Annotated in this window: 21 protein-coding genes; 14 read left to right on the plus strand and 7 right to left on the minus strand. The window is 73.9% G+C overall.

Features of this window, described 5'->3' with window-relative positions; translation table 11 throughout:
• Positions 1-8 precede the first annotated feature (8 nt).
• The 5 genes from C7Y72_RS20300 to C7Y72_RS20320 are packed head-to-tail and all read left to right on the plus strand — an operon-like array spanning position 9 to position 3,324.
• Positions 9-1,301 carry a M16 family metallopeptidase gene (locus tag C7Y72_RS20300; protein WP_158276967.1) on the plus strand — a complete coding sequence of 431 codons (1,293 nt, stop codon included), beginning with the start codon at positions 9-11 and terminating at the stop codon, positions 1,299-1,301.
• Positions 1,302-1,318: 17 nt separating this feature from the next.
• A complete protein-coding gene (gene dapB, locus C7Y72_RS20305; protein ID WP_107571175.1) occupies positions 1,319-1,996 on the plus strand; it encodes a 4-hydroxy-tetrahydrodipicolinate reductase in 678 nt (225 codons plus the stop codon).
• Entirely contained in the window at positions 1,993-2,493 is a 501-nt protein-coding gene (locus C7Y72_RS20310) for a GNAT family N-acetyltransferase (RefSeq protein WP_107571019.1), read from the plus strand. Before dapB ends, C7Y72_RS20310 begins: the two co-directional genes overlap by 4 nt.
• A complete protein-coding gene (locus C7Y72_RS20315; RefSeq protein ID WP_107571020.1) occupies positions 2,490-2,912 on the plus strand; it encodes a hypothetical protein in 423 nt (140 codons plus the stop codon). Before C7Y72_RS20310 ends, C7Y72_RS20315 begins: the two co-directional genes overlap by 4 nt.
• Positions 2,902-3,324: a hypothetical protein gene (locus tag C7Y72_RS20320; RefSeq protein WP_107571021.1), complete on the plus strand. Its 423-nt coding sequence runs from the start codon at positions 2,902-2,904 to the stop codon at positions 3,322-3,324. Before C7Y72_RS20315 ends, C7Y72_RS20320 begins: the two co-directional genes overlap by 11 nt.
• 18 nt (positions 3,325-3,342) lie before the next feature.
• Here the strand turns inward: C7Y72_RS20320 and C7Y72_RS20325 are convergent, their stop codons facing one another.
• Genes C7Y72_RS20325 through C7Y72_RS23590 form a run of 5 tightly spaced genes read right to left on the minus strand, consistent with a single transcriptional unit; the run spans position 3,343 to position 8,098 of the window.
• Positions 3,343-3,681, minus strand: a complete 339-nt coding sequence (locus tag C7Y72_RS20325) for a hypothetical protein (RefSeq protein WP_146175478.1) — start codon at positions 3,679-3,681, stop codon at positions 3,343-3,345.
• 46 nt (positions 3,682-3,727) lie between these two features.
• Complete coding sequence (locus tag C7Y72_RS20330) at positions 3,728-4,495, minus strand: ABC transporter permease (RefSeq protein WP_107571023.1); 768 nt, start codon at positions 4,493-4,495, stop codon at positions 3,728-3,730.
• A complete protein-coding gene (locus tag C7Y72_RS20335; RefSeq protein ID WP_107571024.1) occupies positions 4,492-5,274 on the minus strand; it encodes an ABC transporter ATP-binding protein in 783 nt (260 codons plus the stop codon). Before C7Y72_RS20335 ends, C7Y72_RS20330 begins: the two co-directional genes overlap by 4 nt.
• Before the next feature lie 37 nt (positions 5,275-5,311).
• Entirely contained in the window at positions 5,312-7,447 is a 2,136-nt protein-coding gene (recD2, locus tag C7Y72_RS20340) for an SF1B family DNA helicase RecD2 (RefSeq protein WP_107571025.1), read from the minus strand.
• Positions 7,448-7,477: 30 nt separating this feature from the next.
• Positions 7,478-8,098 carry a class I SAM-dependent methyltransferase gene (locus C7Y72_RS23590; protein WP_158276968.1) on the minus strand — a complete coding sequence of 207 codons (621 nt, stop codon included), beginning with the start codon at positions 8,096-8,098 and terminating at the stop codon, positions 7,478-7,480.
• Positions 8,099-8,128: 30 nt separating this feature from the next.
• Between C7Y72_RS23590 and C7Y72_RS23595 the strand changes: the two genes are divergently transcribed.
• From C7Y72_RS23595 to C7Y72_RS20355, 3 genes are read left to right on the plus strand one after another with little or no spacing between them, the layout of a single operon-like run.
• Complete coding sequence (locus C7Y72_RS23595; protein WP_158276969.1) at positions 8,129-8,623, plus strand: hypothetical protein; 495 nt, start codon at positions 8,129-8,131, stop codon at positions 8,621-8,623.
• 45 nt (positions 8,624-8,668) lie between these two features.
• A complete protein-coding gene (gene dapA, locus C7Y72_RS20350; RefSeq protein ID WP_107571027.1) occupies positions 8,669-9,532 on the plus strand; it encodes a 4-hydroxy-tetrahydrodipicolinate synthase in 864 nt (287 codons plus the stop codon).
• Positions 9,529-11,205, plus strand: coding sequence for a ribonuclease J (locus C7Y72_RS20355; protein ID WP_107571028.1), 1,677 nt, complete (start codon positions 9,529-9,531; stop codon positions 11,203-11,205). The genes dapA and C7Y72_RS20355 overlap by 4 nt, the downstream gene beginning before the upstream one ends.
• Here the strand turns inward: C7Y72_RS20355 and C7Y72_RS20360 are convergent.
• Positions 11,202-12,659, minus strand: coding sequence for a HAMP domain-containing sensor histidine kinase (locus C7Y72_RS20360; protein ID WP_107571029.1), 1,458 nt, complete (start codon positions 12,657-12,659; stop codon positions 11,202-11,204). The two genes, C7Y72_RS20355 and C7Y72_RS20360, sit on opposite strands and share 4 nt — an antisense overlap.
• A complete protein-coding gene (locus C7Y72_RS20365) occupies positions 12,660-13,346 on the minus strand; it encodes a response regulator transcription factor (RefSeq protein ID WP_284690359.1) in 687 nt (228 codons plus the stop codon).
• Positions 13,347-13,476: 130 nt separating this feature from the next.
• Here C7Y72_RS20365 and C7Y72_RS20370 point away from each other — a divergent pair, with 130 nt between their 5' ends.
• The 6 genes from C7Y72_RS20370 to rny all read left to right on the plus strand — a co-directional run bounded on the left by C7Y72_RS20370 (position 13,477) and on the right by rny (position 22,441).
• Positions 13,477-16,200, plus strand: a complete 2,724-nt coding sequence (locus tag C7Y72_RS20370; protein ID WP_107571031.1) for a DNA translocase FtsK — start codon at positions 13,477-13,479, stop codon at positions 16,198-16,200.
• A gap of 22 nt (positions 16,201-16,222) precedes the next feature.
• On the plus strand, positions 16,223-17,026 hold the full coding sequence (locus tag C7Y72_RS20375; protein WP_107571032.1) for a helix-turn-helix domain-containing protein: 804 nt from the start codon (positions 16,223-16,225) through the stop codon (positions 17,024-17,026).
• Positions 17,023-18,312: a competence/damage-inducible protein A gene (locus C7Y72_RS20380; RefSeq protein ID WP_107571176.1), complete on the plus strand. Its 1,290-nt coding sequence runs from the start codon at positions 17,023-17,025 to the stop codon at positions 18,310-18,312. Before C7Y72_RS20375 ends, C7Y72_RS20380 begins: the two co-directional genes overlap by 4 nt.
• 154 nt (positions 18,313-18,466) lie before the next feature.
• Entirely contained in the window at positions 18,467-19,579 is a 1,113-nt protein-coding gene (gene recA, locus C7Y72_RS20385) for a recombinase RecA (protein WP_107571033.1), read from the plus strand.
• A gap of 19 nt (positions 19,580-19,598) precedes the next feature.
• Positions 19,599-20,111 (plus strand): regulatory protein RecX, encoded by a 513-nt coding sequence (locus C7Y72_RS20390; RefSeq protein WP_154732215.1) that lies wholly within the window; start codon positions 19,599-19,601, stop codon positions 20,109-20,111.
• Positions 20,112-20,923: 812 nt separating this feature from the next.
• Positions 20,924-22,441 (plus strand): ribonuclease Y, encoded by a 1,518-nt coding sequence (rny, locus tag C7Y72_RS20395; protein ID WP_107571035.1) that lies wholly within the window; start codon positions 20,924-20,926, stop codon positions 22,439-22,441.
• Positions 22,442-22,446: the final 5 nt, after the last annotated feature.

A 22,446-nucleotide genomic window follows, 5' to 3' on the forward strand; every position in this document is an offset into this window, starting at 1 on the left:
CGGTCCCCGTGACCACGTTCGAGCACCGGCTCACCACGCTCGACTCCGGCGTGCGGATCGTGACCGAGGCCCTGCCCTCGGTCCGGTCCGCCGCCCTGGGGTTCTGGATCGGCACCGGCTCGTCGGGGGAGACCCACGACGAGGCGGGCCTGTCCCACCTCATCGAGCACATGCTGTTCCGCGGCAGCTCCCGCTACGAGTCGCTGGAGATCGACCAGATCTTCGACGGCTTCGGCGCGGAGCTGAACGCCGGGACGGGCAAGGAGACGACGTCCGTCTACACGCGGGTGCTCGACGAGCACTTCGGGACGGCGTTCGACGTCATGGCGGACATGGTCTGGCGCCCGCGCTTCGACGCGCAGGAGCTGGACGCCGAGCGCGAGATCGTGCTCGAGGAGATCGCCATGTACGAGGACGACCCGCAGGACAAGGTCTTCGACGTGCTCGGCGACGCCGTGTTCGGCGACCACCCGCTGGGCCGCGCGATCATCGGCCGGGCCGAGGTCGTCTCCGGCACGCCGGCGGAGGGCCTCGCGGCCTTCCACGCCGGCCGCTACACGCCCGGCAACGTCGTCGTGGCCGCCGCGGGTGCGGTCGACCACGACGCGATCGTCGAGCTCGTCCGCGCCGCCGAGGGCGGCGTGGCGGCGGGCGGGCCGGTGCCGTCCGCCCCGCCCGTGGGCGCGGCCGAGCAGCGGCTGCGCTTCCACGCCAAGGAGACCGAGCAGTACCACCTGTGTCTCGGCACGCACGGGATCGCCCGTGACGACGACCGCCGCTACGCGCTGCGGATCCTCGACACGATCCTCGGTGGCAGCTCGTCGTCGCGGCTGTTCGTCGAGGTCCGCGAGAAGCGCGGCCTCGCCTACTCGGTCTCGACGTTCTCCTCCGCGTACGCGCACGCCGGCCAGTTCGGCCTGTACGTCGGCACGCGGCCGGACAACGTCGAGAAGGCCCTGAAGGTCATCGGCGACGAGCTCTCGCGCGCGATCGAGGACCCGGCCACCGACGCCGAGCTGCAGCGCGCGAAGGAGAACGTGAAGGGCCGCATCGGCCTGTCGCTCGAGTCGACGACGGCCCGGATGAACCGGCTCGGCTCCGCGGTCCTGGCCGACATGCCGCTGCTGTCGCTCGACGAGATCATCGAGCGCCTCGACGCGGTCACCGTCGAGGACCTGCGTGCGCTCGCGGGCGAGCTCCTGGACCCGGCGCGGCTCAGCGCCGCCGGCGTCGGCGGCAGCGAGGAGACGTTCCGCGCCGGCCTCGCGCACGTCTCCCCGAGCCTGGCGGAGGCGGCGTGACCGCCGCGGCCGACCCGATCCGCGTCGGCGTCGCCGGCGCGGCGGGACGCATGGGGGCGACCGTCGTCGCCGCCGTGCAGGGCGCGCCCGACATGGTGCTCGCCGGGCAGGCCGACCCGGCCCTCGGCGTGGCGCTCGAGGACATCCTCGGGGACGTCGACGTCGTCGTCGACTTCACCCAGCCGCACACCGCGACCGCCAACGCGCTCGCCTGCCTGCGGGCGGGCGTGCACGTCGTCATCGGGACCAGCGGCTTCGACCTGCAGCCGCTCGTCGACCACGGCCGCCAGGAGGCCGCCAACGGGGTGACGCCCAACGCGCTGTTCTGCCCGAACTTCGCGATCGGCGCCGTGCTGATGATGCAGTTCGCCGCCGAGGCCGCGAAGCACATGGTCAAGGCGGAGATCGTCGAGCTGCACCACGACAAGAAGCTCGACGCCCCGTCGGGCACGGCGGCGCGGACCGCCGGGATGATGGCCGAGGCGACCGGGGGCCAGGCGCCGCCGATCCACTCGGTGCGCCTGCCCGGTCTCGTCGCCCACCAGGAGGTCCTGTTCGGCGGCGTCGGCGAGACGCTGACGATCCGTCACGACTCGCTGGACCGCTCCTCGTTCATGCCGGGCGTGCTGCTCGCGGTCCGGAAGGTCGGCGGGCTGACGAGCTCCCCGGTCGTCGGCCTCGAGCACGTCCTGTGACCGTCGCCCGCCCGCTCACCGTCGCCGACGCGCCGCACCTCGCGCGGATCCAGGTGCGTGCGTGGCACCACGCGTTCGGGGACGTCGTCCTGCCCGAGGAGACGCCGACGGTCGCCGACCAGACGGAGGCGTGGACGGTCGCGCTGACCGCCGACGTCGCCGGGTTCGCGGTGGACGTCGCCGACGTCGTCCGGGGCTTCGTCGCCTACGGCCTGGCGCGCGATCCGGACGCCCGCAACGACGGGCTGGGGGAGATCTACGCGCTGTTCGTCGACCCGACCGCCCAGGGCGCCGGGATCGGCGGGCTGCTGCTGCGCGAGGCGGTCGGCGCGCTGCGCTTCCGCGGCTTCGACGGCGCCGTGCTGTGGACGCTGGAGGCGGCGCTGGCCCGCGAGATGTACGAGCGCCACGGCTGGGTGCAGGACATCGAGGCGGTCCCGGACCACGGGGTCCTCGGCGTGCCGGAGGTCCGCTACCGGCTGGAGCCGCTGGCGTGACCCCGGCGCTCCCGCGGCCGGGGGCGGGCACACCGCTCGTCGCGGTGACCGACCACGCCGCGGAGCGCTTCCGCCAGCGCGTCGGCAGCCGCACCGGCGCGGTCGACGTCAAGCCCGAGGTCGTCGCGCGCGTCGCCCGCGCCTGGGCGGCAGGACGGGTCCTGGACCGTGCGCCCGCGGGCGCGACCGGGGCACGTGGGTCGCACTACGTCCGCGATGCCCGCGACCGCGGCGTGCTCTACGTCTGTCGCGACGCGGACGGCGAGCTGCTCGTCATCACGCTCTGGGAGGACCCGGACGCCGCCGGGCCCGGGGGCGGCCCGCGTGTGCCGCGCCGGTTCACCGACGCGCTGAAGGACACCGATCACGTGGTCGTCGACCGTCGCCCCGAGGACCGCGGGCGGGGTCGTGGCCGCTGAGCCGCAGGTGCGGCTCGGGGCGCTGGCCCCGGAGTCGCTCGCCCCGGCCGTGCTCGCGCTGGTCCGTGCCGGGGCGGCCCGCGAGCCCGTGCTCGCCCGTGACCTGAGCGCCACGGTCGTGCTGCGCTTCCTCGAGGGGTTCCCGGCGGTGCGCCTGGAGTTCACCGGCGCGTCGGTCACCGTCGGCGACCACGAGGTGCTCGGTGCTCCGCGGTCGGTCGACCTCACGGTCACGGGCCGCCTCCCGGACGTCCTGCTGCTCGTCTCCGTCCCGCAGGCCGCGGGGCTGCCGCTGCCGTCCGGTCCGCGGGGTCGCGCCGCCGTCGCGCGGCTCGCCGACGGGCGCATCGAGCTCGACGGACCGCTGCGTCTCGGCCGCCGGCTGCTGACGCTGCTGGCGATCCCGGCCTGACCGGTCGGGACCGGCCCGTCAGCCGACCTCGACGCCCGCGACGATCGACCGCTGCCCGGGGGTGGAGCAGCCCCACGCGTTCGCGCCGCTCATCACCGCGGTGGGACGGCAGCGCCAGCGCACGCCCCGGTAGCTGACCGTGACCGAGCGGGAGAATGCCGTCGTGCTCGAGCGCCAGTAGCGGCCGAGGACGGCGCGGGCCGTGCGGCAGGAGACGGAGCCCTTCGTCACCGAGACCGCGACGCGGGCGTCGGTGAACGGGCGCTTGACGGACCCGCAGGAGCGGTCCTGCGCGGCCGCGCCCGCCGGGGTGGCGAGGACCGCGGTCGCGACGGCGAGGAGCAGCAGGCGACGCATGCCGCCGTCGTGCCCCTCCTCGCCGCGCCGCAAACGCGCGGCCGGGTCAGGCGCGCAGCTTGTAGCCGGACCGGAACAGGCGGTAGTTCACGGTCACGAGCGCCGCGACCGCGAGCGTCAGCAGCCCGAGCGACAGGGCGATGTTCGCCTCCGAGTAGCCGATGAACCCGTACCGGACGAGGTTGATCATGTAGTAGACCGGGTCGATGTGGGTGAGCGTCTGGAAGGGCTCGTCCAGCAGCGACGCGGAGTAGAACACCCCGCCGAGGAAGATCAGCGGCGTCAGCACGAACGTCTGGGCGAACGACACGTCGTCGAACTGCTCGGCACGCACGCCGACCAGGACGCCGAGCTGCGCGAAGAACATCCCGACCAGGAACAGCGACGGGATCAGCACGAGCGGGTGCTCGATCGGGATGCCGATGAGGATCGAGCTCGCCAGGAACGTCAGCGACGCGACGAGCATCCCGCGCAGGAAGCCCCCGAACGTGAACGCGAACAGGAGCTCCAGCGGGGAGGCGGGGGAGGAGAGCTGGTCGTCGATCGCGCCCTGCATCTTCTGCTGGAGGATCGACGACGAGTTGTTGGAGAAGGCGTTCATCGCCCAGGCCATCATGATCAGGCCGGGCACGATGAAGACGACGTAGTCGACGCCGTGCAGCTGGTCGATGCGCGACCCGAGCGCCGCACCGAACACGCTGATGTAGAGGAACGTCTCCAGCAGCGGGGCACCGAGCGTCTGGCGCTTGATCTTCATGAAGCGGTTGACCTCGCGCCGCAGCAGCGCGAAGAAGCGGATCTGCGCCGTGCTCATCGCAGCACCGCCTCGGCGCCCGCGCTGCGCGAGAGCTCCTGCCGGCCGACGAGCTTCAGGTACGCGTCCTCCAGCGAGCTGGTCTCGTACTGCCGCGCGAGCTCCTGGTGGGTGCCCTCGGCGACGATCTCCCCGCCGTTGATGAAGGCGATGCGGTTGCACAGCTGCTCCGCCTCCTCGAGGTAGTGGGTCGTCAGGAGGATCGTCGTGCCCTCGGCGTTGATCTTCTGGACGTAGTGCCAGAGCTCCAGGCGCAGCTCGATGTCGACGCCCGCGGTGGGCTCGTCGAGGATCAGCAGCCTCGGGCGGTGCATCAGCGCCCGCGCGAGCACGAGCCGGCGCTTCATGCCACCGGACAGCGTGCGGCTGCGGTCGTCCTTCTTCGCGGTGAGCGAGAACGCGTCGAGCAGCTCCTTCGTGCGCTCGCGACGGTCCTTCTTGCTCATCCCGAAGTAGCCGCCGTGGTAGTCGAGCGTCTCCTCGAGCGTCAGGAACCAGTCGATGTTCAGCTCCTGCGGGGAGAGGCCGACAGCAGCGCGCGCCTCGCGGTAGTCGTGGACCGCATCGTGGCCGAAGACGCGGATGTCACCGGCGGTCGGGGTCGCGAGCCCGGTGGTGCAGTGGATGAGGGTGGACTTGCCGGCGCCGTTGGGACCCAGCAGCCCGAAGAACTCGCCGTCGGGGATCTCCAGGGAGACGCCCTTCAGCGCCTGGGTGCCGGTCTTGTACGTCTTGACCAGGTCGGTGATCCGCAGGGCGGGGGGAGGGGGAGCAGTCATTGCACGTACAACGGTACGCCCTCGAGTGCGCTTGAGGTCAAGCGGCGACGAGACCGGCGAGCCGCGTGTGCCGCGTCGTCGCGTCGCGCCGACCCGCCGCGATCTGCAGCGCCGACGGGTCGCCGACCAGGACGCACACCCGTTCGGCGCGGGTGATCGCCGTGTACAGCAGGTTGCGCGTGAGCATGATCGCGTGCCCGCGGAACAGCGGCACGACGACCGCCTTGGCCTGCGATCCCTGCGCCTTGTGGACGCTCGTGGCGTAGGCGAGCTTCAGCGTCCCGACCGACGCGACCGGCAGGCTCAGCGTGCGCCCGTCGTCACCGCGCATGATCACCAGCGAGCGCTCGGTGTCGTTGTCGACGAGCACCCCGAGCTCGCCGTTCATCAGCTCGTGCTCGTGGTCGTTTTTCGTCTGCAGCACGCGGTCGCCGATCCGCAGCGCCGTCCCCGGGATCGCCTTGCCGTGCGGGTTCAGGCGGCGGCGCAGCTCCTCGTTGAAGGCGTCGATCCCCAGCGGCCCCTTGTGCATGGGCGCGAGGATCTGCACGTCCCCGACCGGGTGCAGCTCGTAGTGGGACGGCAGCCGGGTGGCGGCGAGATCGCAGATCTCCGCGAACGCGGCCGCCGCCTGCGGGCGCTGGATGAGGAAGAAGTCGCGCAGGTCGCCCTCGCCCGGCACGGTCGGCAGCGGCTCCCCGTGGTTCATGGCGTGCGCCGCCCGGACGATGAGCGAGCGGGCGGCCTGCCGGAAGATCGCGGTCAGCCGCGTGGTCGGGACCACGCCGGAGTCGATGAGGTCCTCCAGGACGCGGCCGGGGCCGACCGGGGCGAGCTGGTCGACGTCGCCGACGAGCAGCACGTGGGTGGCGGGGCCGACCGCGTCGAACAGCGCGCCCGCGAGCCGCACGTCGAGCATCGACGCCTCGTCGACGATGAGCACGTCGGCGCCCGGGATCGGATCCTCGTGGTCGCGCGTGAAGCCCTCGCCGGGCACGTACTCCAGCAACCGGTGGATCGTCGTCGCGTCGACGCCCGCGACCTCGGCGAGCCGGCGCGCCGCCTTGCCGGTGGGCGCGCACAGCCGGACCTTCGCGGCGCCCTCGCGCAGGACGTCGACGAGCGCGCGCATCGCGGAGCTCTTGCCGGTTCCCGGCCCGCCGGTGAGGATCGACAGCCGGTGCGCGAGCGCGAGCTCGACGGCACCCCACTGCTCGTCGGTCGGCGTGAACGGCCCGCCGGTCGGCCGGGCCGGCTCCTCGCGCAGCTCCAGGACGGGCTCGGCGGTGGCGAGCTCGTGGGCGTGCCGGGCGAGGCGCCGCTCGATCGCGGCGAGCCGCGCCTCGGCGACGCGGTCGTCCTCGTCGATCTCGATCAGGCCCTGCGCGGCGAGCACGTCGACGCGGGCGGCGGCGTCGACGTCCAGCAGCTCGGCGGCGCGCGCCAGGAGCGCGGCCCGCGGGAGGTAGCAGTGCCCGTCGAGCTCGGCGAGGTCGAGCGCGTGCAGCAGGCCCGCGTCCAGGCGCCCCTCGCTGTCGGCGGGCGTGCCGAGCGCGCGGGCGAGCGCGTCGGCGGTGCGGAAGCCGATCCCGTCCATCTGCGTGAGCGCGTACGGGTCGGCGCGCAGCTGCTCGATCGCGCCCGCGCCGAAGACCCGGTAGATCCGTGCCGCGACCGACGCGGGGACGCCGTGCGTCTCGAGGAACAGGCGCACCGCGCGCAGGGCCCCCTGGTCCTCCCAGGAGGCGACGGCCTCGCGGACCTTCGCCCGGCCGATCCCGGGGACCTCCAGGAGCCGGGCGCGCGGGTCGGCGTCCACGACGGTGAGGACGTCGTCGCCGTGGCGCTCGTGCAGCCACAGCGCGCCCTTGGGGCCGACGTGCTTGATCGCCCCGAGGTACGCGCGGATCGCCTGGCCGCTGACCGGCTCCTGCACGACGACCCGCCGGGCGTGGAACTGGCGGCCGTGCTTGGGGTGCTCGCGCCAGTCGCCGCCGAGCTCGACCGCCTCGCCCTCGTGGACGTGCCCGAGCGGCCCGGTGATCGTCGCCTGCTCCCCGTCCGGGGTGCGGCCGACGACGACCGCGAAGTCGCCGTCGTCGGCGCGCCAGCGGACCGCGACGATCTCGGCGGTGATCGTGTCGGGGGAGGGCGGCGCGACGGGGTCCGGCACCCGTCGAGGGTAGCGGCGGTCCCGGCGGGCTCAGGCCCGCCAGACGAACATGCCGCTGCGGACCTCGCCGTCGAGGCCGAGCCGCTGCACCGCGGCCGCGACGCCCGGGAACGCGGGGTTCTCGTAGTCGTGGAACACGACGAGCGCCCCGGGGGCCAGCCGCGGGCGCCACGCCCGGACCTCCTGCACCGTCGGCTCCTCCTCGTGGCTGGAGTCGACGAACAGCAGCTCGACCCGGGCCGGGGCACGGGGATCGGCCGCCCCGTCGGCGCCCGCTGCCTGCACGAGCGTCAGCCGGGCGCGGGCGTGCGCGGGCAGGCAGCCCAGGTAGGCCGCGCGACCGTCCTGCTCGACGGGGTCGAACGACAGCACCCGCCGGGCGGGGTCGGCCGCCACCAGCGCCCCGGTCGTCCAGCCCGTGGCGGTCCCGAGCTCGACGACCTCTCGGCGGCCGTCGGCCAGCGCCAGCAGCGCGACGACGTCCTGCGCCGGGGTGCAGGACCGCAGGCTGAACCAGTCGCCGCGGCGCAACGCGCGCCCGTACACGCGCAGGAGGTAGAGCGCGGCCCGCGGCGGCGCGCCGCGGAGGGCCAGCGTGCGCCGCGCCAGCAGTCGCAGCTTGAGGGCGGGGGAGAGAGAGCGCTCGTCCACGCGCGGCAGGATGACGGATACGCTGGCGCCATGGGATTCCTCGACAAGGCCAAGGCGGTGGCCGAGCAGGCGCAGGCCAAGCTCGACGAGGCGCAGCGGGGCTTCAACGAGCAGCAGGCCGCGAAGGCGGCGGCCCCGTCCGACGCGCCCGCGTTCCGCTACGACCAGCACGGCCGCAAGGTGCCCGTGGAGCCGGCGGGCACGGAGGCCGGCGCGCCCGCCGCGACGCAGCCCGTCCCGACGCCGACGACGGACGGATTCGAGCCCGCCGCGAGCACCGCTCCGCCGACGGCTGTCGCGCCATCGCCGGCCGCGGTCGCCCCGCCGCCCGCGGTCGCCCCGCCGCCCGCGGTCGCCCCGCCGCCCGCGGTCGCCCCGCCGCCCGCGGTCGCCCCGCCGCCGGCACCGCCCGCTCCGGCGGCCCCGGCGCACGCCTCCGGCGACCCGCTGGCGCAGGGACGCCCGGCCGTGCGCCCGCAGGACGTCCCGCCGGCCGTCACCGACGGCGACCCGCTCGGCCGCTAGACGGCCGGGGGCCGGTTCCCCGGTCAGGGTTGCGATACTGGGCGCATGGCCGGGCTCGGATCCATCCTCACCGCGATCGTCACCCCCTTCGCCGCCGACGGCAGCGTCGACGAGGACGCCTTCGTCGCCCTCATGGGTCACCTGGCGGACAACGGCTCCGACGGGGTCGTCGTCGCCGGGACCACCGGCGAGGCCGCGACGCTGGACGACGAGGAGCATCTCGCGCTCATCGGCCTCGCGGTCACCGAGCGGCCCCGGCCGGACTTCACGGTCGTCGGCGGCGTCGGCTCCAACGACACCCGGCACGCCATCCACCTCACCGAGCAGGCCTGCGCCCTCGGCGCGGACGCCCTGCTGAGCGTCAACCCGTACTACAACCGCCCCAATCGGGCCGGGATCGTCGCGCACTACCGCGAGGTCTCGCAGGCCGCCGACCGGCCGATCATCCTCTACAACATCCCGCAGCGCACGGGATCGGACATGCCCAACGACCTCCTCGCCGAGCTCGCGCAGCTCGACCACATCGAGGGCGTCAAGCAGGCCAACAACGACAACCTCGCGCTCGTCGACGGCCTCGAGCTGTACGCGGGCAACGACGACGTCCTCGCGCTCACCCTCGACCTCGGCGGCGCCGGCGGCATCCTCGTCGCCAGCCACGTCGTCGGACCCGAGATGCAGCGCATGGTCGCCGAGCCCGCCGAGCGCGCCGCCATCCACGCCTCGCTCGTCGAGGTCTTCGAGGCGCTCAGCGTGGCGCCCGCCGCGGTCTGCACCAAGGCCGCCCTCAACCTTCTCGGTCGCCCCGTCGGCGAGCCGCGCCTGCCCTACGTGGCCGCGAGCGCCGACGAGACCGCCACCATTCGCGCGATGCTCGAGCGTCGCAACCTCCTGGAGACCACATCCACATGAGCAGCACCCCTGTCCTTCGCGTCCTCCCGCTCGGCGGCCTGGGCGAGATCGGCAAGAACATGACCGTCGTCGAGTACGACGACCACATCGTCGTCGTCGACGTCGGCCTGCGGTTCCCGACCGCCGAGATGGTCGGCATCGACCTCGTCCTGCCGGACTTCAACTACCTCCGCGACCGCGTCGACGACATCGAGGCGATCGTCATCACCCACGGCCACGAGGACCACCTCGGCGCGCTCCCCTGGATGCTGCGCGAGCTCGGCGCCGACAACGCCCCGCCGATCTACGGCGGCCCGCTGACGATGGCGATGGCCCGCTCCAAGCTCGACGAGCACAAGCTCGGCAAGCTCGTGGAGTGCCACGACGTCAAGCCCGGGGAGGTCCTCGAGGTCGGCCCGTTCGACCTCGAGCTCGTGCACCTCACGCACTCGATCCCCGACATGCGCGCGGTCGCGCTGACCACCGACCTCGGCACCGTCCTCATCACCGGGGACTACAAGTTCGACCAGACCCCGGTCGACGGCAAGCCCGCCGACGTGCAGCGGCTCGCCGAGCTGGGCAAGCGCGGCGTCCTGCTGCTGTGCGGCGACTCCACCAACGCCGACCGGCCGGGCTTCAGCCCGTCGGAGTCCGTCGCCGGCCCGCACCTCACCGAGGTCTTCTCGCGCTGCGACGGCCGGATCGTCGTCACCTGCTTCGCGTCGAACATCCACCGCGTCCAGCAGGTCGTCGACGCTGCCAAGGCCAACGGCCGCAAGGTCTGCCTCATCGGCCGGTCGATGAAGAAGAACATCAACATCGGGCGGTCGCTCGGGCACATCCACGTGCCCGAGGGGATGCTCGTGCAGCCGCGCGAGATCGACGACTTCCCGGACGAGAAGATCGTCATCGTCTCGACCGGGTCCCAGGGCGAGCCGCTGAGCGCGCTGCGCCGCATGGCCTACCGCGACCACCACCAGATCGAGCTGCACGACGGCGACACCGTCGTCTTCAGCGCCACCCCGATCCCCGGCAACGAGCGCGCCGTCAACGACACGGTCGACCGGCTCTACCAGATCGGCTGCAGCGTCGTGACGACCGCGGACGCCCCGATCCACGCCTCCGGCCACGGCTACCAGGAGGAGATCAAGCTGATGCTCAACCTGACGAAGCCGACCTACGTGATGCCGTTCCACGGCGACCACAAGCGGATCAAGCTCCACGGCGAGCTGGCCCAGGCGGTCGGCGTCCCCGCGGAGAACGTGTTCCGCGGCCGCAACGGCCTGCCGCTGGAGATCGACGAGCAGGGCGCGCGCTTCGGCGAGCCCGAGAAGAGCGGCGTCATCTTCGTCGACGGCGTCGACCTCGGCGAGCCCGCCGACGCCGCGCTGCGCGACCGCCGCATGCTGTCGGCCGACGGCATCTTCGTCGTCGTCGCCACGATCAGCGAGCAGGACGGCACCTCGGTCGCCGACCCGGAGGTCATCTTCCGCGGCGTGCCGTTCAAGGACGAGGCCGACGAGCTCCTCGACGAGCTGCGCGACGTCGTCGACGACTCGCTCGAGAAGGCCGCCAAGGACCAGGTGCGCGAGATCGACCTGCTCCAGCAGCAGCTCCACGACGACCTCGCGGCGTTCGTGTTCCGCAAGCTCCGCCGGCGGCCGATGGTGCTGCCGGTCGTCGTCGAGGTCTAGCCCGCGGGCCGCACCGGGGGCCCGAGGAGCGAGGTCTCCCCGGGCTCCTCGTCCTGCTCGGGCGCCGCCGGATCGACCGGCAGCGCCGGGAGGGTCACGACGAACCGGGTGCCGTGCGGCTCCCGGTCCTCCAGGCGCACGCCGCCGCCGTGCGCCTCGGAGACCGCCCGGACGATCGCCAGCCCCAGGCCCGTCGACCCGCCGCGATCGCCCTCGCCCCGCACGAACCGCTCGAACAGCCGGCCCTGCACCGACGCGGGCACGCCCGGCCCGTCGTCCTGCACGACGAGCACGAGCCGCCCGGACGCGTCCCGCTCCACGATCGCGTCGATCCGCGTGCCGTCGGGCGTGTGCTTGACCGCGTTCTCCATGAGGTTGAGGACCAGGCGGTGCAGCTCGTCGCGGGCGCCCGACACCATCGCGCCCGCCGGGGCGTCGACGGCCAGCTCGTGCTCGCCGGCGACGGGCCCGAGCTCGGCCGCCGCCTCGACGACGACCTGGGAGAGGTCCAGCGGCACGTGCCGGACCTCCCGGCCCGCGTCGGCCCGGGCGAGGAGCAGCAGGTCGGCGACGAGCCGCCGCATCCGCTGCGAGGACCGCAGCGCCGACCGGGCCGCCTCGCCGCGCTCGCCGTCCAGCACCTCGGTGAGCAGCTCGAGGTTCGCCAGCACGCTGGTCAGCGGCGTGCGCAGCTCGTGCGAGGCGTCGGCGACGAACGCGCGCTGGCGCTGCAGCGTCTCCTCGGTCTCCGCGCGACTGGACTCGAGCGCCAGCAGCATCTCGTCGAGCGTGCGGGCGAGCTCGGCGACCTCGTCGGTGGCCTCCGGCACCTGCATGCGGCGGTTCGGGTCGCGGGTGCGCGCGATCTCCCGGGCGGTCTCGGTGAGCCGCCGGACGGGCCGCATCGCGTTCCCCGCGACGAGCAGGCCGGCCATCAGCGCGAACGCCGCGCCGCCCAGCACGCCCGTCAGGAGGAAGAACTTCACCCGGTCGATCGTCGCGTTGACCTCGGCGAGCTTGCGCGCGTACTGCACGAGGATGTAGCCGCCGCCCAGCAGCGGGAACGGGCGCGTCTCGACCCGGTAGCCGGCGACGTCGGTGCCCCCCTCGGGCTGCAGCCCGAAGTCCGGCGTGCGCCGCGGGAACGACTTCACGCGCGTGCCGTCCTGCGTCAGCACGCGGATCACCGCGTTGTCGGCGCTCGCGTAGAACTGCAGGTTCGGGCGCGAGAAGCGGACCGTCCCGGTCCCGAGGTCGTAGGTCGCCTCGATGCTGTTGCGCAGCTGGTCGGCCGCGCGCTCGGTCTGGTCGTCGAAGTCCGCGCGGATCCGCGTCGTCGTCAGATGCCCGATCAGCACCGCGAACGACGTGAGGATCACGAGCGTGAGCACCGCGGAGCCGCCGGCCAGACGCCAGCGGATCGGGATCCGGTCGAGCCAGCCGAGCACGGGCACCTACGCGCGGAGCACGTACCCCGCGCCGCGGATCGTGTGCAGCAGCCGCGGCTCGCCGCCCGCCTCGAGCTTGCGCCGCAGGTTCGAGACGAACACCTCGATGGTGTTCGTCGTCGCGAACGGGTCGTAGCCCCAGACCTCCTCGAGCAGCCGCTGGCGCGGGACGACGATCCGCTCGTTGCGCATCAGGTACTCGAGCAGCTCGAACTCGCGCTGGGTCAGCTCGATCATGCGCTCGCCGCGGGCGACCTCGTGCGTGTCCGGGTTGAGCGTCAGGTCCCCGGCGACCAGGGACGCGGAGCCACGCGGCGGGCGGCGGCGCAGCAGCGCCCGGATGCGCGCCAGCAGCTCCTGCCGCTCGAACGGCTTGACGAGGTAGTCGTCGGCGCCCGAGTCGAGGCCCTCGACGCGCGACTCGACCGCGTCCCGCGCGGTGAGGATCAGGATCGGCACGTCATCGGCGCCGCGCAGCCGCTTGGCGACCTCGATGCCGTCGAGCTTCGGCAGGCCGAGGTCGAGGATCACGACGTCCGGGACGTAGGCGCTCGCCGCGTCCAGGGCCGCCTCGCCGTCGGCCGCCGTGCGCACCTCGTACCCCTCCATGCGCAGCGAGCGCTGGAGGACCTGGGCGATCTCCTCGTCGTCCTCGACGACGAGCACACGGGCCGGGCGGTCGGTCTCGGTCACCTCCCCATGGTAGATGGCCGGTCCTCGGAAACCCCGCGCTTTACGAGGATTTAGGCGCTCGAGGCGCTCGCCGACGGCACGTCGCGGGCAGGGGACCCACCGCGCACGTCGAACCCACGACGCACGACCCATGGCCGCCACGAAGAATCCCAAGTCCCGCGCCGCGGGCGCGCGCACGTCCGCCGGCGCACGCTCCTCGGCGAAGTCCGGCGCCGCCGCGCGCCCGCGCGCCAAGAGCGGCGCGGCGAAGCCCCGCGCGCGTCGCGCGGGCGGCCGCGCGCCGCGCGCGCCGATGCTCGAGCAGCACCACGTCGACCTGATCGGGCTCGCGCTCGTGGCCGCCGGGGTGTTCCTCGCCTTCCCGCTGTACCTGGAGTGGTACGGCGGCGCGGCGGGGGAGGCCGTCGTCGACGGGATCGAGCGGCTGGTCGGCCAGGTCTCCTACCTCGCGCCGGTCGCCGTCGCCGCCACCGGCATCGTGCTCGTGCTGCGCCCGGTGCTGCCGAGCGGCATGCGCCCGTTCAAGGCCGGGGCCGCCTGCCTGCTCCTGGCCACGACGCTGATGCTCGCGGCGGGCACGCTCGGGCTCGGCCCCGACGGCCCGAACGGCGACGTCTGGAACGCCGCGATCTACAGCGAGCGCGGCGGCATCCTCGGATCCGTGCTGTTCTGGGGCGCCTCCAGCGCGTTCTCCTCGATCGGCGCGCACATCATCGCGCTGTTCCTGCTGCTGGCCGGGATCCTGCTGCTCACGGGCGCCTCGGTCGCGGGCGTCGTGCAGGCCACCGCCAGCGGCGTCGCGGACACGACCCGCGCGCTGCGCACCACCCCGGCCCCGGCGCCCGCGCGCGACCGGACCTCCACCGGGACGGGCGCCAGCCGGGGCGGCCGCGCCGGGACCGCGCGCACGACCGCCGACCGCGACCGCACGGTCGCCCCGATCGTGCCCCCGGAGCCCGAGGACAGCGAGCCTGCCGTGCGCGACGACCGCACCGGCCAGCTCGACGGCGCGCTGCGCTACCCCGACCTGTGGGGCGACGAGGACGCCCCGATCCGCGTCGAGCCGACCGTGGTCGACGAGCGCCCGCCCGCGCCGCCGGTCGACCTCGACGCCGACGTGGAGCCCGAGCTGCTCGCCGAGCTCGACCCCGACCCCGAGCCCGAGCCCGCGCCGCCCGTGCCCGCCCCGCGCGCGCCCCGCGCGGCCGAGCCGGTCGTCGAGGAGGACGGGGACGAGGACGAGGACGTCGACGAGTTGCCCGTCGGCGAGCAGGCCGCGCTCGCGCTCGAGGACGGCCAGATCGAGTGGCACCGCCCGCGCGCGGCGATGCTCAAGCGCTCCAGCGCCCAGAGCCAGCGCCCCGACCACGCCGGCCAGGCGCAGACCGCTGAGGCGCTGATCGTCGCGCTGCAGCACCTCGGGATCGAGGCGAAGGTCGTCGGCACGGTCTCCGGCCCGCACATCACCCGCTACGAGCTGCGGCTCGCGCCCGGCGTGAAGATGAGCAAGGTCGCCAACCTCAAGGACGACCTCGCGTACGCGCTCGCCGCCACCGAGATCCGGATCCTGGCGCCGATCCCCGGCAAGACCGCGGTCGGCGTCGAGGTCCCCAACAAGCTCCGGCAGGTCGTCACGCTCGGTGACGTCTACGAGGACGCGCCCGACAGCTTCTCGCCGCTGACCGTGTGGCTCGGCAAGGACGTCTCCGGCAAGGCGATCCCCGCCGACCTGGCGAAGATGCCGCACCTGCTCGTGGCCGGCACCACCGGCGCGGGCAAGTCCGCCTGCGTCAACGGGATGCTCTCCTCGATCCTGCTGCGCGCGACCCCGGACGAGGTCCGGCTCGTGCTCGTCGACCCCAAGCAGGTCGAGCTCAACCACTACGAGTCGGTGCCGCACCTGCTGACGCCGGTGATCACGTCGCCGCGCAAGGCGGCCAACGCGCTCCAGAACCTCGTCAAGGAGATGGAGTGGCGCTACGGGATCATGGCGATGGCCAAGACCCGCTCGCTGCCGGAGCTCAACAAGCACCGCCGTCACAACGGCGAGGCGCAGCTCCCGTACATCCTCTGCGTCATCGACGAGCTCGCCGACCTGATGATGGTCGCCCCGGGCGACGTCGAGGACTCGATCATCCGCATCGCGCAGAAGGCGCGCGCGGTCGGCATCCACCTGATCCTTGCGACGCAGAGCCCGCGCGTGGACGTCATCACCGGCATGATCAAGGCCAACGTGCCGTCGCGGATCGCGTTCGCGGTGTCCTCGCAGACCGACTCGCGCGTGATCCTCGACCAGAACGGCGCCGAGTCGCTGCTCGGGCAGGGCGACATGCTCTTCTCGCCGGTCGGCTCGAGCCGCCTGCAGCGCATCCAGGGCGCCTACATCGACGAGGCGCAGATCGAGAAGATCACCGGCTGGTGGGCCCGGCAGGGCGAGCCCGAGATCCGCGAGGACCTGCTCGAGGAGGTCGAGGAGGAGCCCAAGGAGGACGCCGGCGGTGCCGACGACGGGTTCGATCCCGACGAGGACCCGCTGCTCGGCGAGGCGATCCAGCTGGTCGTCGAGATGGGCACCGCGTCGACCTCGATGCTCCAGCGGCGCCTGCGGCTCGGCTACACGCGCGCGGGCCGGCTCATCGACATGCTCGAGCGGCGGGGGGTCATCAGCGGCTACGAGGGCTCCAAGCCCCGTCAGGTCCTCGTCACCGAGGGCGACCTGCCGCGCGTGCTCGCGGCGCTGGCCGAGCGCGGGGACGTCGCGGGGGCGCAGGAGACGCCCAGCGGACCGTCCCCGGCGGGCGGCGGACCCGACGTGGCGGAGATCCCGGACGCCGGCGAGATGCTCGGGGACTGAGCACCGGTAGCCTGCAGGGCCGATGGCGGACATCGGGGCCACCCTGCGAGAGGCGCGCATGCGCGCCCGGATCGACATCTCGGAGATCGAGGCCGAGACGAAGATCCGGGCGAAGTACCTGCGCGCGCTCGAGAACGAGGAGTGGGACCTGCTGCCGGGGCCGACGTTCGTCAAGACGTTCCTGCGCACCTACGCGGACGTCCTGGGCCTCGACTCCAAGCTCCTGGTGGAGGAGTACAAGCTCCGCCACGAGCGCCCGAACCTCACCGAGCTGCGGCCGATCGGGGCGCCGCAGCCCGGCCGCCGGCGCCCGCGCCCGCAGCCGACCGGCGTGCCCCGCGGTTACGTCGTCGGCCTCGTCGTCGTGCTGCTGCTCGGCACGCTGTACCTGCTCGGCCGCGGCGGCGGGGACGACGAGCCCGCGGTCGCCACGACGACGCAGCAGCGCACGACGACCGACGCGACGCGCCCCGCGGCCGACGCGACCCCCGCGCCCAGCGCGACCCCGGCGGCGACGGCGACCGCGACCCCGGCCGCGCGGACCGTCCGGCTGCGTGTGGTCCCGACCGGGCAGGTGTTCGTCTGCCTGACGGCCGCGGGCGGCCGCACGCTGATCGACGGGCAGATCCTCGACACCACGAGCCAGACCCGGACGTTCCGCTCCTCGCGGTTCCGGATCACGCTCGGCAACGCGGCCGCGCGGCTGCGGATCGACGGAAAGGACCGGGACGTGGCCGACAACGCCGAGGGCATCGGGTACGAGATCACGCCGGGCGGGAAGCGCCGCACGCTCTCGCCGGAGAACCGACCGGTCTGCGACGGCTGATGCCCCGCGCCGGCATCGTCGTCACCGGCACCGAGGTGCTGACCGGTCGCGTGGTCGACCGCAACGGCCCGTGGCTGGCCGAGCGCCTGCGCGACCTCGGGGTCGACCTCGCGCACATCGCGGTCGTCGGGGACCGCCCGGGGGACGTGGAGGCCGCCCTGCGGTTCTTCGCCGCCGAGGGCGTCGACGTCGTCTGCACGAGCGGCGGGCTCGGTCCCACCGAGGACGACCTCACCGCCCAGGTCGTCGGGGACTTCCAGGGCCGGCCGCTGGAGCATCAGCCCGCGCTCGAGGAGCGCGTCTGGGCGGTGGTCAGCGGCCTGCTCTCCCGCTGGCCGGGCCTCGACCAGGACGCGCTGCGCCAGTCCGCGCGCAAGCAGGCGATGGTGCCGCGCGGCGCAAACGTCCTCGACCCGGTCGGGACCGCGCCCGGGCTGGTCGTCCCGCCCCCGGACGGGGCCGCCGGCCCGACCGTCGTCGTGCTGCCGGGCCCGCCGCGCGAGCTGCAGCCGATGTGGCGCGACGCCGAGGCCAACCCGCTGTTCCGGGCGGCGATCGCGGGCGCGACGGTCTACGAGCAGCGGATGCTGCGCCTGTTCGGCATCCCGGAGTCGGAGATCGCCGAGACGATGCGGCAGGCGCGCGACGCGGGCGTCGACCTCGACGCGCTGGAGATCACGACGTGCCTGCGCCGCGGCGAGGTCGAGATCGTGACGCGCTACGAGCCGCAGGCCGCGGCGACGTATGCGGCGTTCGACGCGGCGGTCCGGGAACGGCACGCCGACACCCTGTTCTCCGACGACGGGACCTCGGTCGACCAGCAGGTCGCCGAGCTGCTGCGGTCCTCGGGTCGCACGATCGCGACCGCGGAGTCGTGCACCGGCGGGCTGCTGCTCGGCCGGCTGACGGAGCTCGCGGGTTCGTCGGACTACGTGCTCGGCGGGATCGTGGCGTACGCCAACGCGGTGAAGTCCGCGGTCGCCGGGGTGGACCCGGCGCTGATCGAGCGTGTCGGGGCGGTCTCGCAGGAGGTCGCCGAGGCGCTGGCCGACGGGGCGCGGAGCGTCACCGGCGCGGACGTCGGGGTCGGGATCACCGGGGTGGCCGGGCCGGGCGGCGGGACCGAGGAGAAGCCGGTGGGCCTGGTGTGGCTGTCGGTCGCCGTCGGCGACGCGCAGCGGCTGACGCGCAGCATCACGATCCCCGGCTCGCGCGCGGACGTCCGCGATCGCGCGACGACCGTGGGCCTGCATCTCGTGCGTCGCGCCCTCCTCGGCGAGTCCTGACGCGCCAGCTTTCTGCGCGCCCGTGTCCGCAGGATCGGCACGGAATCGATGCGAACACGTGTTTCCATGACACGTCCCGGTCCCTAGCCTCAGTTCCGTCCGAACCGAGGCCCATAGTCCCTCGGGCCCTACTGCGACGAGAGGTTTCACCGAGATGCCCGCAACTGCTGACGAGAAGGCCGCGAAGGCCCGCAATGACGCCCTCCAGGGCGCCCTCACCCAGATCGAGCGGCAGTTCGGCAAGGGCTCCGTCATGCGCATGGGGGACGAGGGCGCGCGCGTCCGCGTCGACGCGATCCCGACCGGCGCGCTGTCGCTGGACCTCGCGCTCGGCATCGGCGGCGTCCCGCGTGGCCGCATCGTCGAGGTGTTCGGTCCGGAGTCCTCCGGCAAGACGACGCTGATGTACCACGTCATCGCGGAGTGCCAGCGGATGGGCGGCGTCTGCGCGTTCATCGACGCCGAGCACGCGATGGACCCGCTGTACGCGCAGCGGATCGGCGTCGACATCGACGAGCTGCTCGTCTCGCAGCCCGACTACGGCGAGCAGGCGCTGGAGATCGCGGACATGCTCGTCCGCTCCGGTGCGGTCGACCTCATCGCGATCGACTCGGTCGCCGCGCTCACGCCGCGCGCCGAGCTCGAGGGCCAGATGGGCGACACGACCGTCGGCCTGCAGGCCCGCATGATGAGCCAGGCGATGCGCAAGCTCGCCGGCAACCTGAACCGGACGAACACGATCATCCTGTTCACCAACCAGATCCGCGAGAAGGTCGGCGTCATGTTCGGCTCGCCCGAGACGCAGCCGGGCGGTCGCGCGCTGAAGTTCTACTCGTCCCAGCGCCTGGACATCCGCCGCATCGAGACCCTCAAGGAGGGCACCGAGGCGGTCGGCAACCGGGTCCGCGTGAAGGTCGTCAAGAACAAGGTCGCGCCGCCGTTCCGCCAGGCGGAGTTCGACATCGAGTTCGGCAAGGGCATCTCGACCTCGGGCTGCATCCTCGACCTCGGCATCGAGAACGACATCGTCCAGAAGTCGGGCTCGTTCTTCTCCTACAACGGCGAGCGGCTCGGACAGGGCCGCAACAACGCCAAGGCGTTCCTCGACGAGCACCGCGAGATCGCGATGGAGATCGAGGCGAAGATCTACACGGCGCTCGGCATCGACCGGGACGGCAGCGGTGCGCCGCTCGACGAGCCGGTCGACGCCGGCCTGGCCGCCGAGGAGTCCGGCGTCCACGAGGGGCTCGAGGCGACCGCGAAGTAGTCCCGGGGCACCCGCGCACGTGACCCCCGAGCAGGAGCAGACCGCCGCTCGCGTGCTGGACCCGGCCGCCCGGTTCCAGCACGCGATCGACCTCGCGTACCGGTACCTCGGGTACCGGGACCGCACGGTGGTGGAGCTGCGCCGCCACCTCGAGTCCAAGCGGGTCGAGCCGCGCACGATCGACGAGGTCGTCGCGGAGCTGCAGGTCCAGGGCTACGTCGACGACGCGCGGTTCGCGGTCCGGTTCGCCGAGGACCGTCGCACGCTCGACGCGTGGGGCGCCGACCGGATCGAGCGCAAGCTCCTGCAGGCCGGCGTCTCGCCGGAGCACATCGCCGCGGCGCTCGCCGCGCAGGACGGGGAGGAGGAGCTCGACGCCGCCGTCGCGCTCCTGCGCCGCCGCTACCGCGACGCCCCCGAGACCGACCGCGAGCGCGAACGCGCGCTCGGCATGCTCGTCCGCAAGGGCTACGCGCTCGAGCTCGCGTACGACGCCGTGCGCGCCTTCGAGCGCGACCGACTCGTCGACTGACGCCGGGCCTGCGGGCGACCGCACAGCCGAGCGGGCGGGGTCGCACGCCGGCGGGCCAGGTTCGCGCGGTCGCGGGCGCGGCGGCGCCCGGCGGGTCGTGCGCCGCAATCAGGGCGGGGCGGGGCGGGGGCGCCATGAACGCGCGGCTTGCGCGGCGGCGAGGTCCTCGAGTGGACGGCTGATCCTTCCCGGAAGCATGAGGCGTCCACGGGCGCGGGGCGTGGCCGCGGCCAGCCCGCCGGATCCATGCCGCGGACGGCCACCATTGCCCGCGGTGGCGAGTGGGCCGCTGATCCTCCCCGGAGGAATGAGGCGTCCACGACGCGGGCGCGGGGCCACGGCCGGTCGCGTACGTCGAGCCGGGCCCGGCCCGGCAGGGTGCGTCGGGCGGCGACCGGGCCCGTCCCGAGCCGCGTCGGGTGCGTGCGCGGGCGCCCGGGCCCGGTCGCAGGCGGCATGCACGCGCGCGCCCGGGCCCGCGCCCCACCGCGCCCGCCGGGCCGCGTCGTGGACCGCTCATCCTTCCCGGAAGGACCAGGTCGGAGACGACACGCGCGTCCGGGCGACGGTTCGTCCAGCGGCGGGAGGCCGGGCGGTAGCATCGGCGGTGCGACGTGCCGGACCGCCGGCGACCCGCCTGACCCACGCACCACCGCAGCACCCGACACCCGCAGGACCAGACACCCGAACCAGCCAGCGGCACCGCCGCCCGACCCCACCGACTCGCCCGGGCCCGAGGCCCGCCCGTCGCCTGAACGCCACACCGGAGACCGGCCCGCGACGTTCCCGCGAGGTCGGGGGGAGGAACGGACATGGAACTCGTCATCGGCGCGATCGTCCTCGCGGCGGGCATCGTGGTCGGCGCATTCGTCGTCGGACGCGGACGCGGGCGCCCCGCCGCCACCGGCACGGAGCCAGCCGCGTCCAGCGCCGCCGTACAGGACACGCTCGTGCGCCGGCTCGACGAGCTCGACGCCCGCGAACGCGCGCTGCGCGAGCGCGAGGCCACCCTCGACACCCGGGAGCGCGACGTGGAGAACCAGCTCGCCGCCGGACGCCGCGAGCTCGAGAACACGCTCGACACGCGCCAGCGCGAGCTCGAGAACGCGCTCGCCGCCCGCCGCCGCGAGCTCGACGACACGGTCGCCGCCCGCCAGCGCGACCTCGACGAGCTCGTCGCCCAGCGCGTCGCGGCCCTCGAGCGCCTGTCCGGGCTCACCGCCGGCCAGGCGCGGCAGGCGCTGCTCAAGGAGGTCGAGGACCAGGCCCGCCACGACCGCGCCCGCCTGCTGCGCCAGATCGAGGACGAGACCAAGCACGAGGCCGAGCGCCGCGTCCGCTCGATCCTCTCGGTCGCGATGCAGCGCCTCGCCGCCTCGCACGCCGCCGAGACGACCGTGTCGGTCGTGCAGCTCCCCGGCGACGAGATGAAGGGCCGCATCATCGGCCGCGAAGGCCGCAACATCCGCGCCCTGGAGAACCTCACCGGCGTCGACTTCATCATCGACGACACGCCCGGGGCGGTCGTGCTGAGCGCCTTCGACGGCGTCCGGCGCGAGGTCGCGCGCCTCACCCTGGAGAAGCTCCTGCAGGACGGCCGGATCCACCCGGCGCGCATCGAGGAGACCTACTACCAGGCCAAGTCCGAGCTCGAGTCCCACATGCAGGAGGCGGGGGAGACCGCGGTCCTCGAAGCCGGCGTGCAGGGCCTCGACGTCGAGCTGACCCGCACGCTCGGCCGCCTGAAGTTCCGCACCAGCTACGGGCAGAACGTCCTCGCGCACTCCGTCGAGTGCGCGCAGCTCGCCGCGCTCATGGCCGACGAGCTCGGCGCCAGCGCCAAGACCGCCCGACGCGCCGCGCTGCTGCACGACATCGGCAAGGCCGTCAGCCACGAGATCGAGGGCCCGCACGCGCTCGTCGGCGGCGACCTCGCCCGCCGGCACGGGGAGCCCGAGGCCGTCGCGCACGCAATGGAGGCCCACCACAACGAGGTCGAGCCCCAGACCGTCGAGGCCGTCATCGTCCAGGCCGCCGACGCCCTCTCCGGCGCCCGTCCCGGCGCGCGCGGCGAATCGCTGGACCAGTACGTCAAGCGCCTGCGCGAGCTCGAGCAGCTCGCCGCCCGCCACGACGGCGTCGACAAGGTCTACGCGATGCAGGCCGGCCGCGAGGTCCGCGTGATCGTCGCCCCCGGCGCCATCACCGACCTCGACGCCACCGACCTCGCCCGCACCATCGCCCGCGAGATCGAGCAGGAGCTCGAGTACCCGGGCCAGATCAAGGTCACGGTGATCCGCGAGTCGCGCGCGGTCGACTACGCCCGCTGACCCCT

Source organism: Paraconexibacter algicola (assembly GCF_003044185.1).
GTDB lineage: Bacteria > Actinomycetota > Thermoleophilia > Solirubrobacterales > Solirubrobacteraceae > Paraconexibacter > Paraconexibacter algicola.

Excerpts from the sequence above, each read along its gene's own strand:
- C7Y72_RS20325 (WP_146175478.1), bottom strand. The coding sequence starts at position 3,681 with ATGCGTCGCCTGCTGCTCCTCGCCGTCGCGACCGCGGTCCTCGCCACC.
- C7Y72_RS20330 (WP_107571023.1), bottom strand. The coding sequence starts at position 4,495 with ATGAGCACGGCGCAGATCCGCTTCTTCGCGCTGCTGCGGCGCGAGGTC.
- C7Y72_RS20335 (WP_107571024.1), bottom strand. The coding sequence starts at position 5,274 with ATGACTGCTCCCCCTCCCCCCGCCCTGCGGATCACCGACCTGGTCAAG.
- C7Y72_RS23595 (WP_158276969.1), top strand. The coding sequence starts at position 8,129 with ATGGGATTCCTCGACAAGGCCAAGGCGGTGGCCGAGCAGGCGCAGGCC.
- dapA (WP_107571027.1), top strand. The coding sequence starts at position 8,669 with ATGGCCGGGCTCGGATCCATCCTCACCGCGATCGTCACCCCCTTCGCC.
- C7Y72_RS20355 (WP_107571028.1), top strand. The coding sequence starts at position 9,529 with ATGAGCAGCACCCCTGTCCTTCGCGTCCTCCCGCTCGGCGGCCTGGGC.
- C7Y72_RS20370 (WP_107571031.1), top strand. The coding sequence starts at position 13,477 with ATGGCCGCCACGAAGAATCCCAAGTCCCGCGCCGCGGGCGCGCGCACG.
- C7Y72_RS20375 (WP_107571032.1), top strand. The coding sequence starts at position 16,223 with ATGGCGGACATCGGGGCCACCCTGCGAGAGGCGCGCATGCGCGCCCGG.
- recA (WP_107571033.1), top strand. The coding sequence starts at position 18,467 with ATGCCCGCAACTGCTGACGAGAAGGCCGCGAAGGCCCGCAATGACGCC.
- rny (WP_107571035.1), top strand. The coding sequence starts at position 20,924 with ATGGAACTCGTCATCGGCGCGATCGTCCTCGCGGCGGGCATCGTGGTC.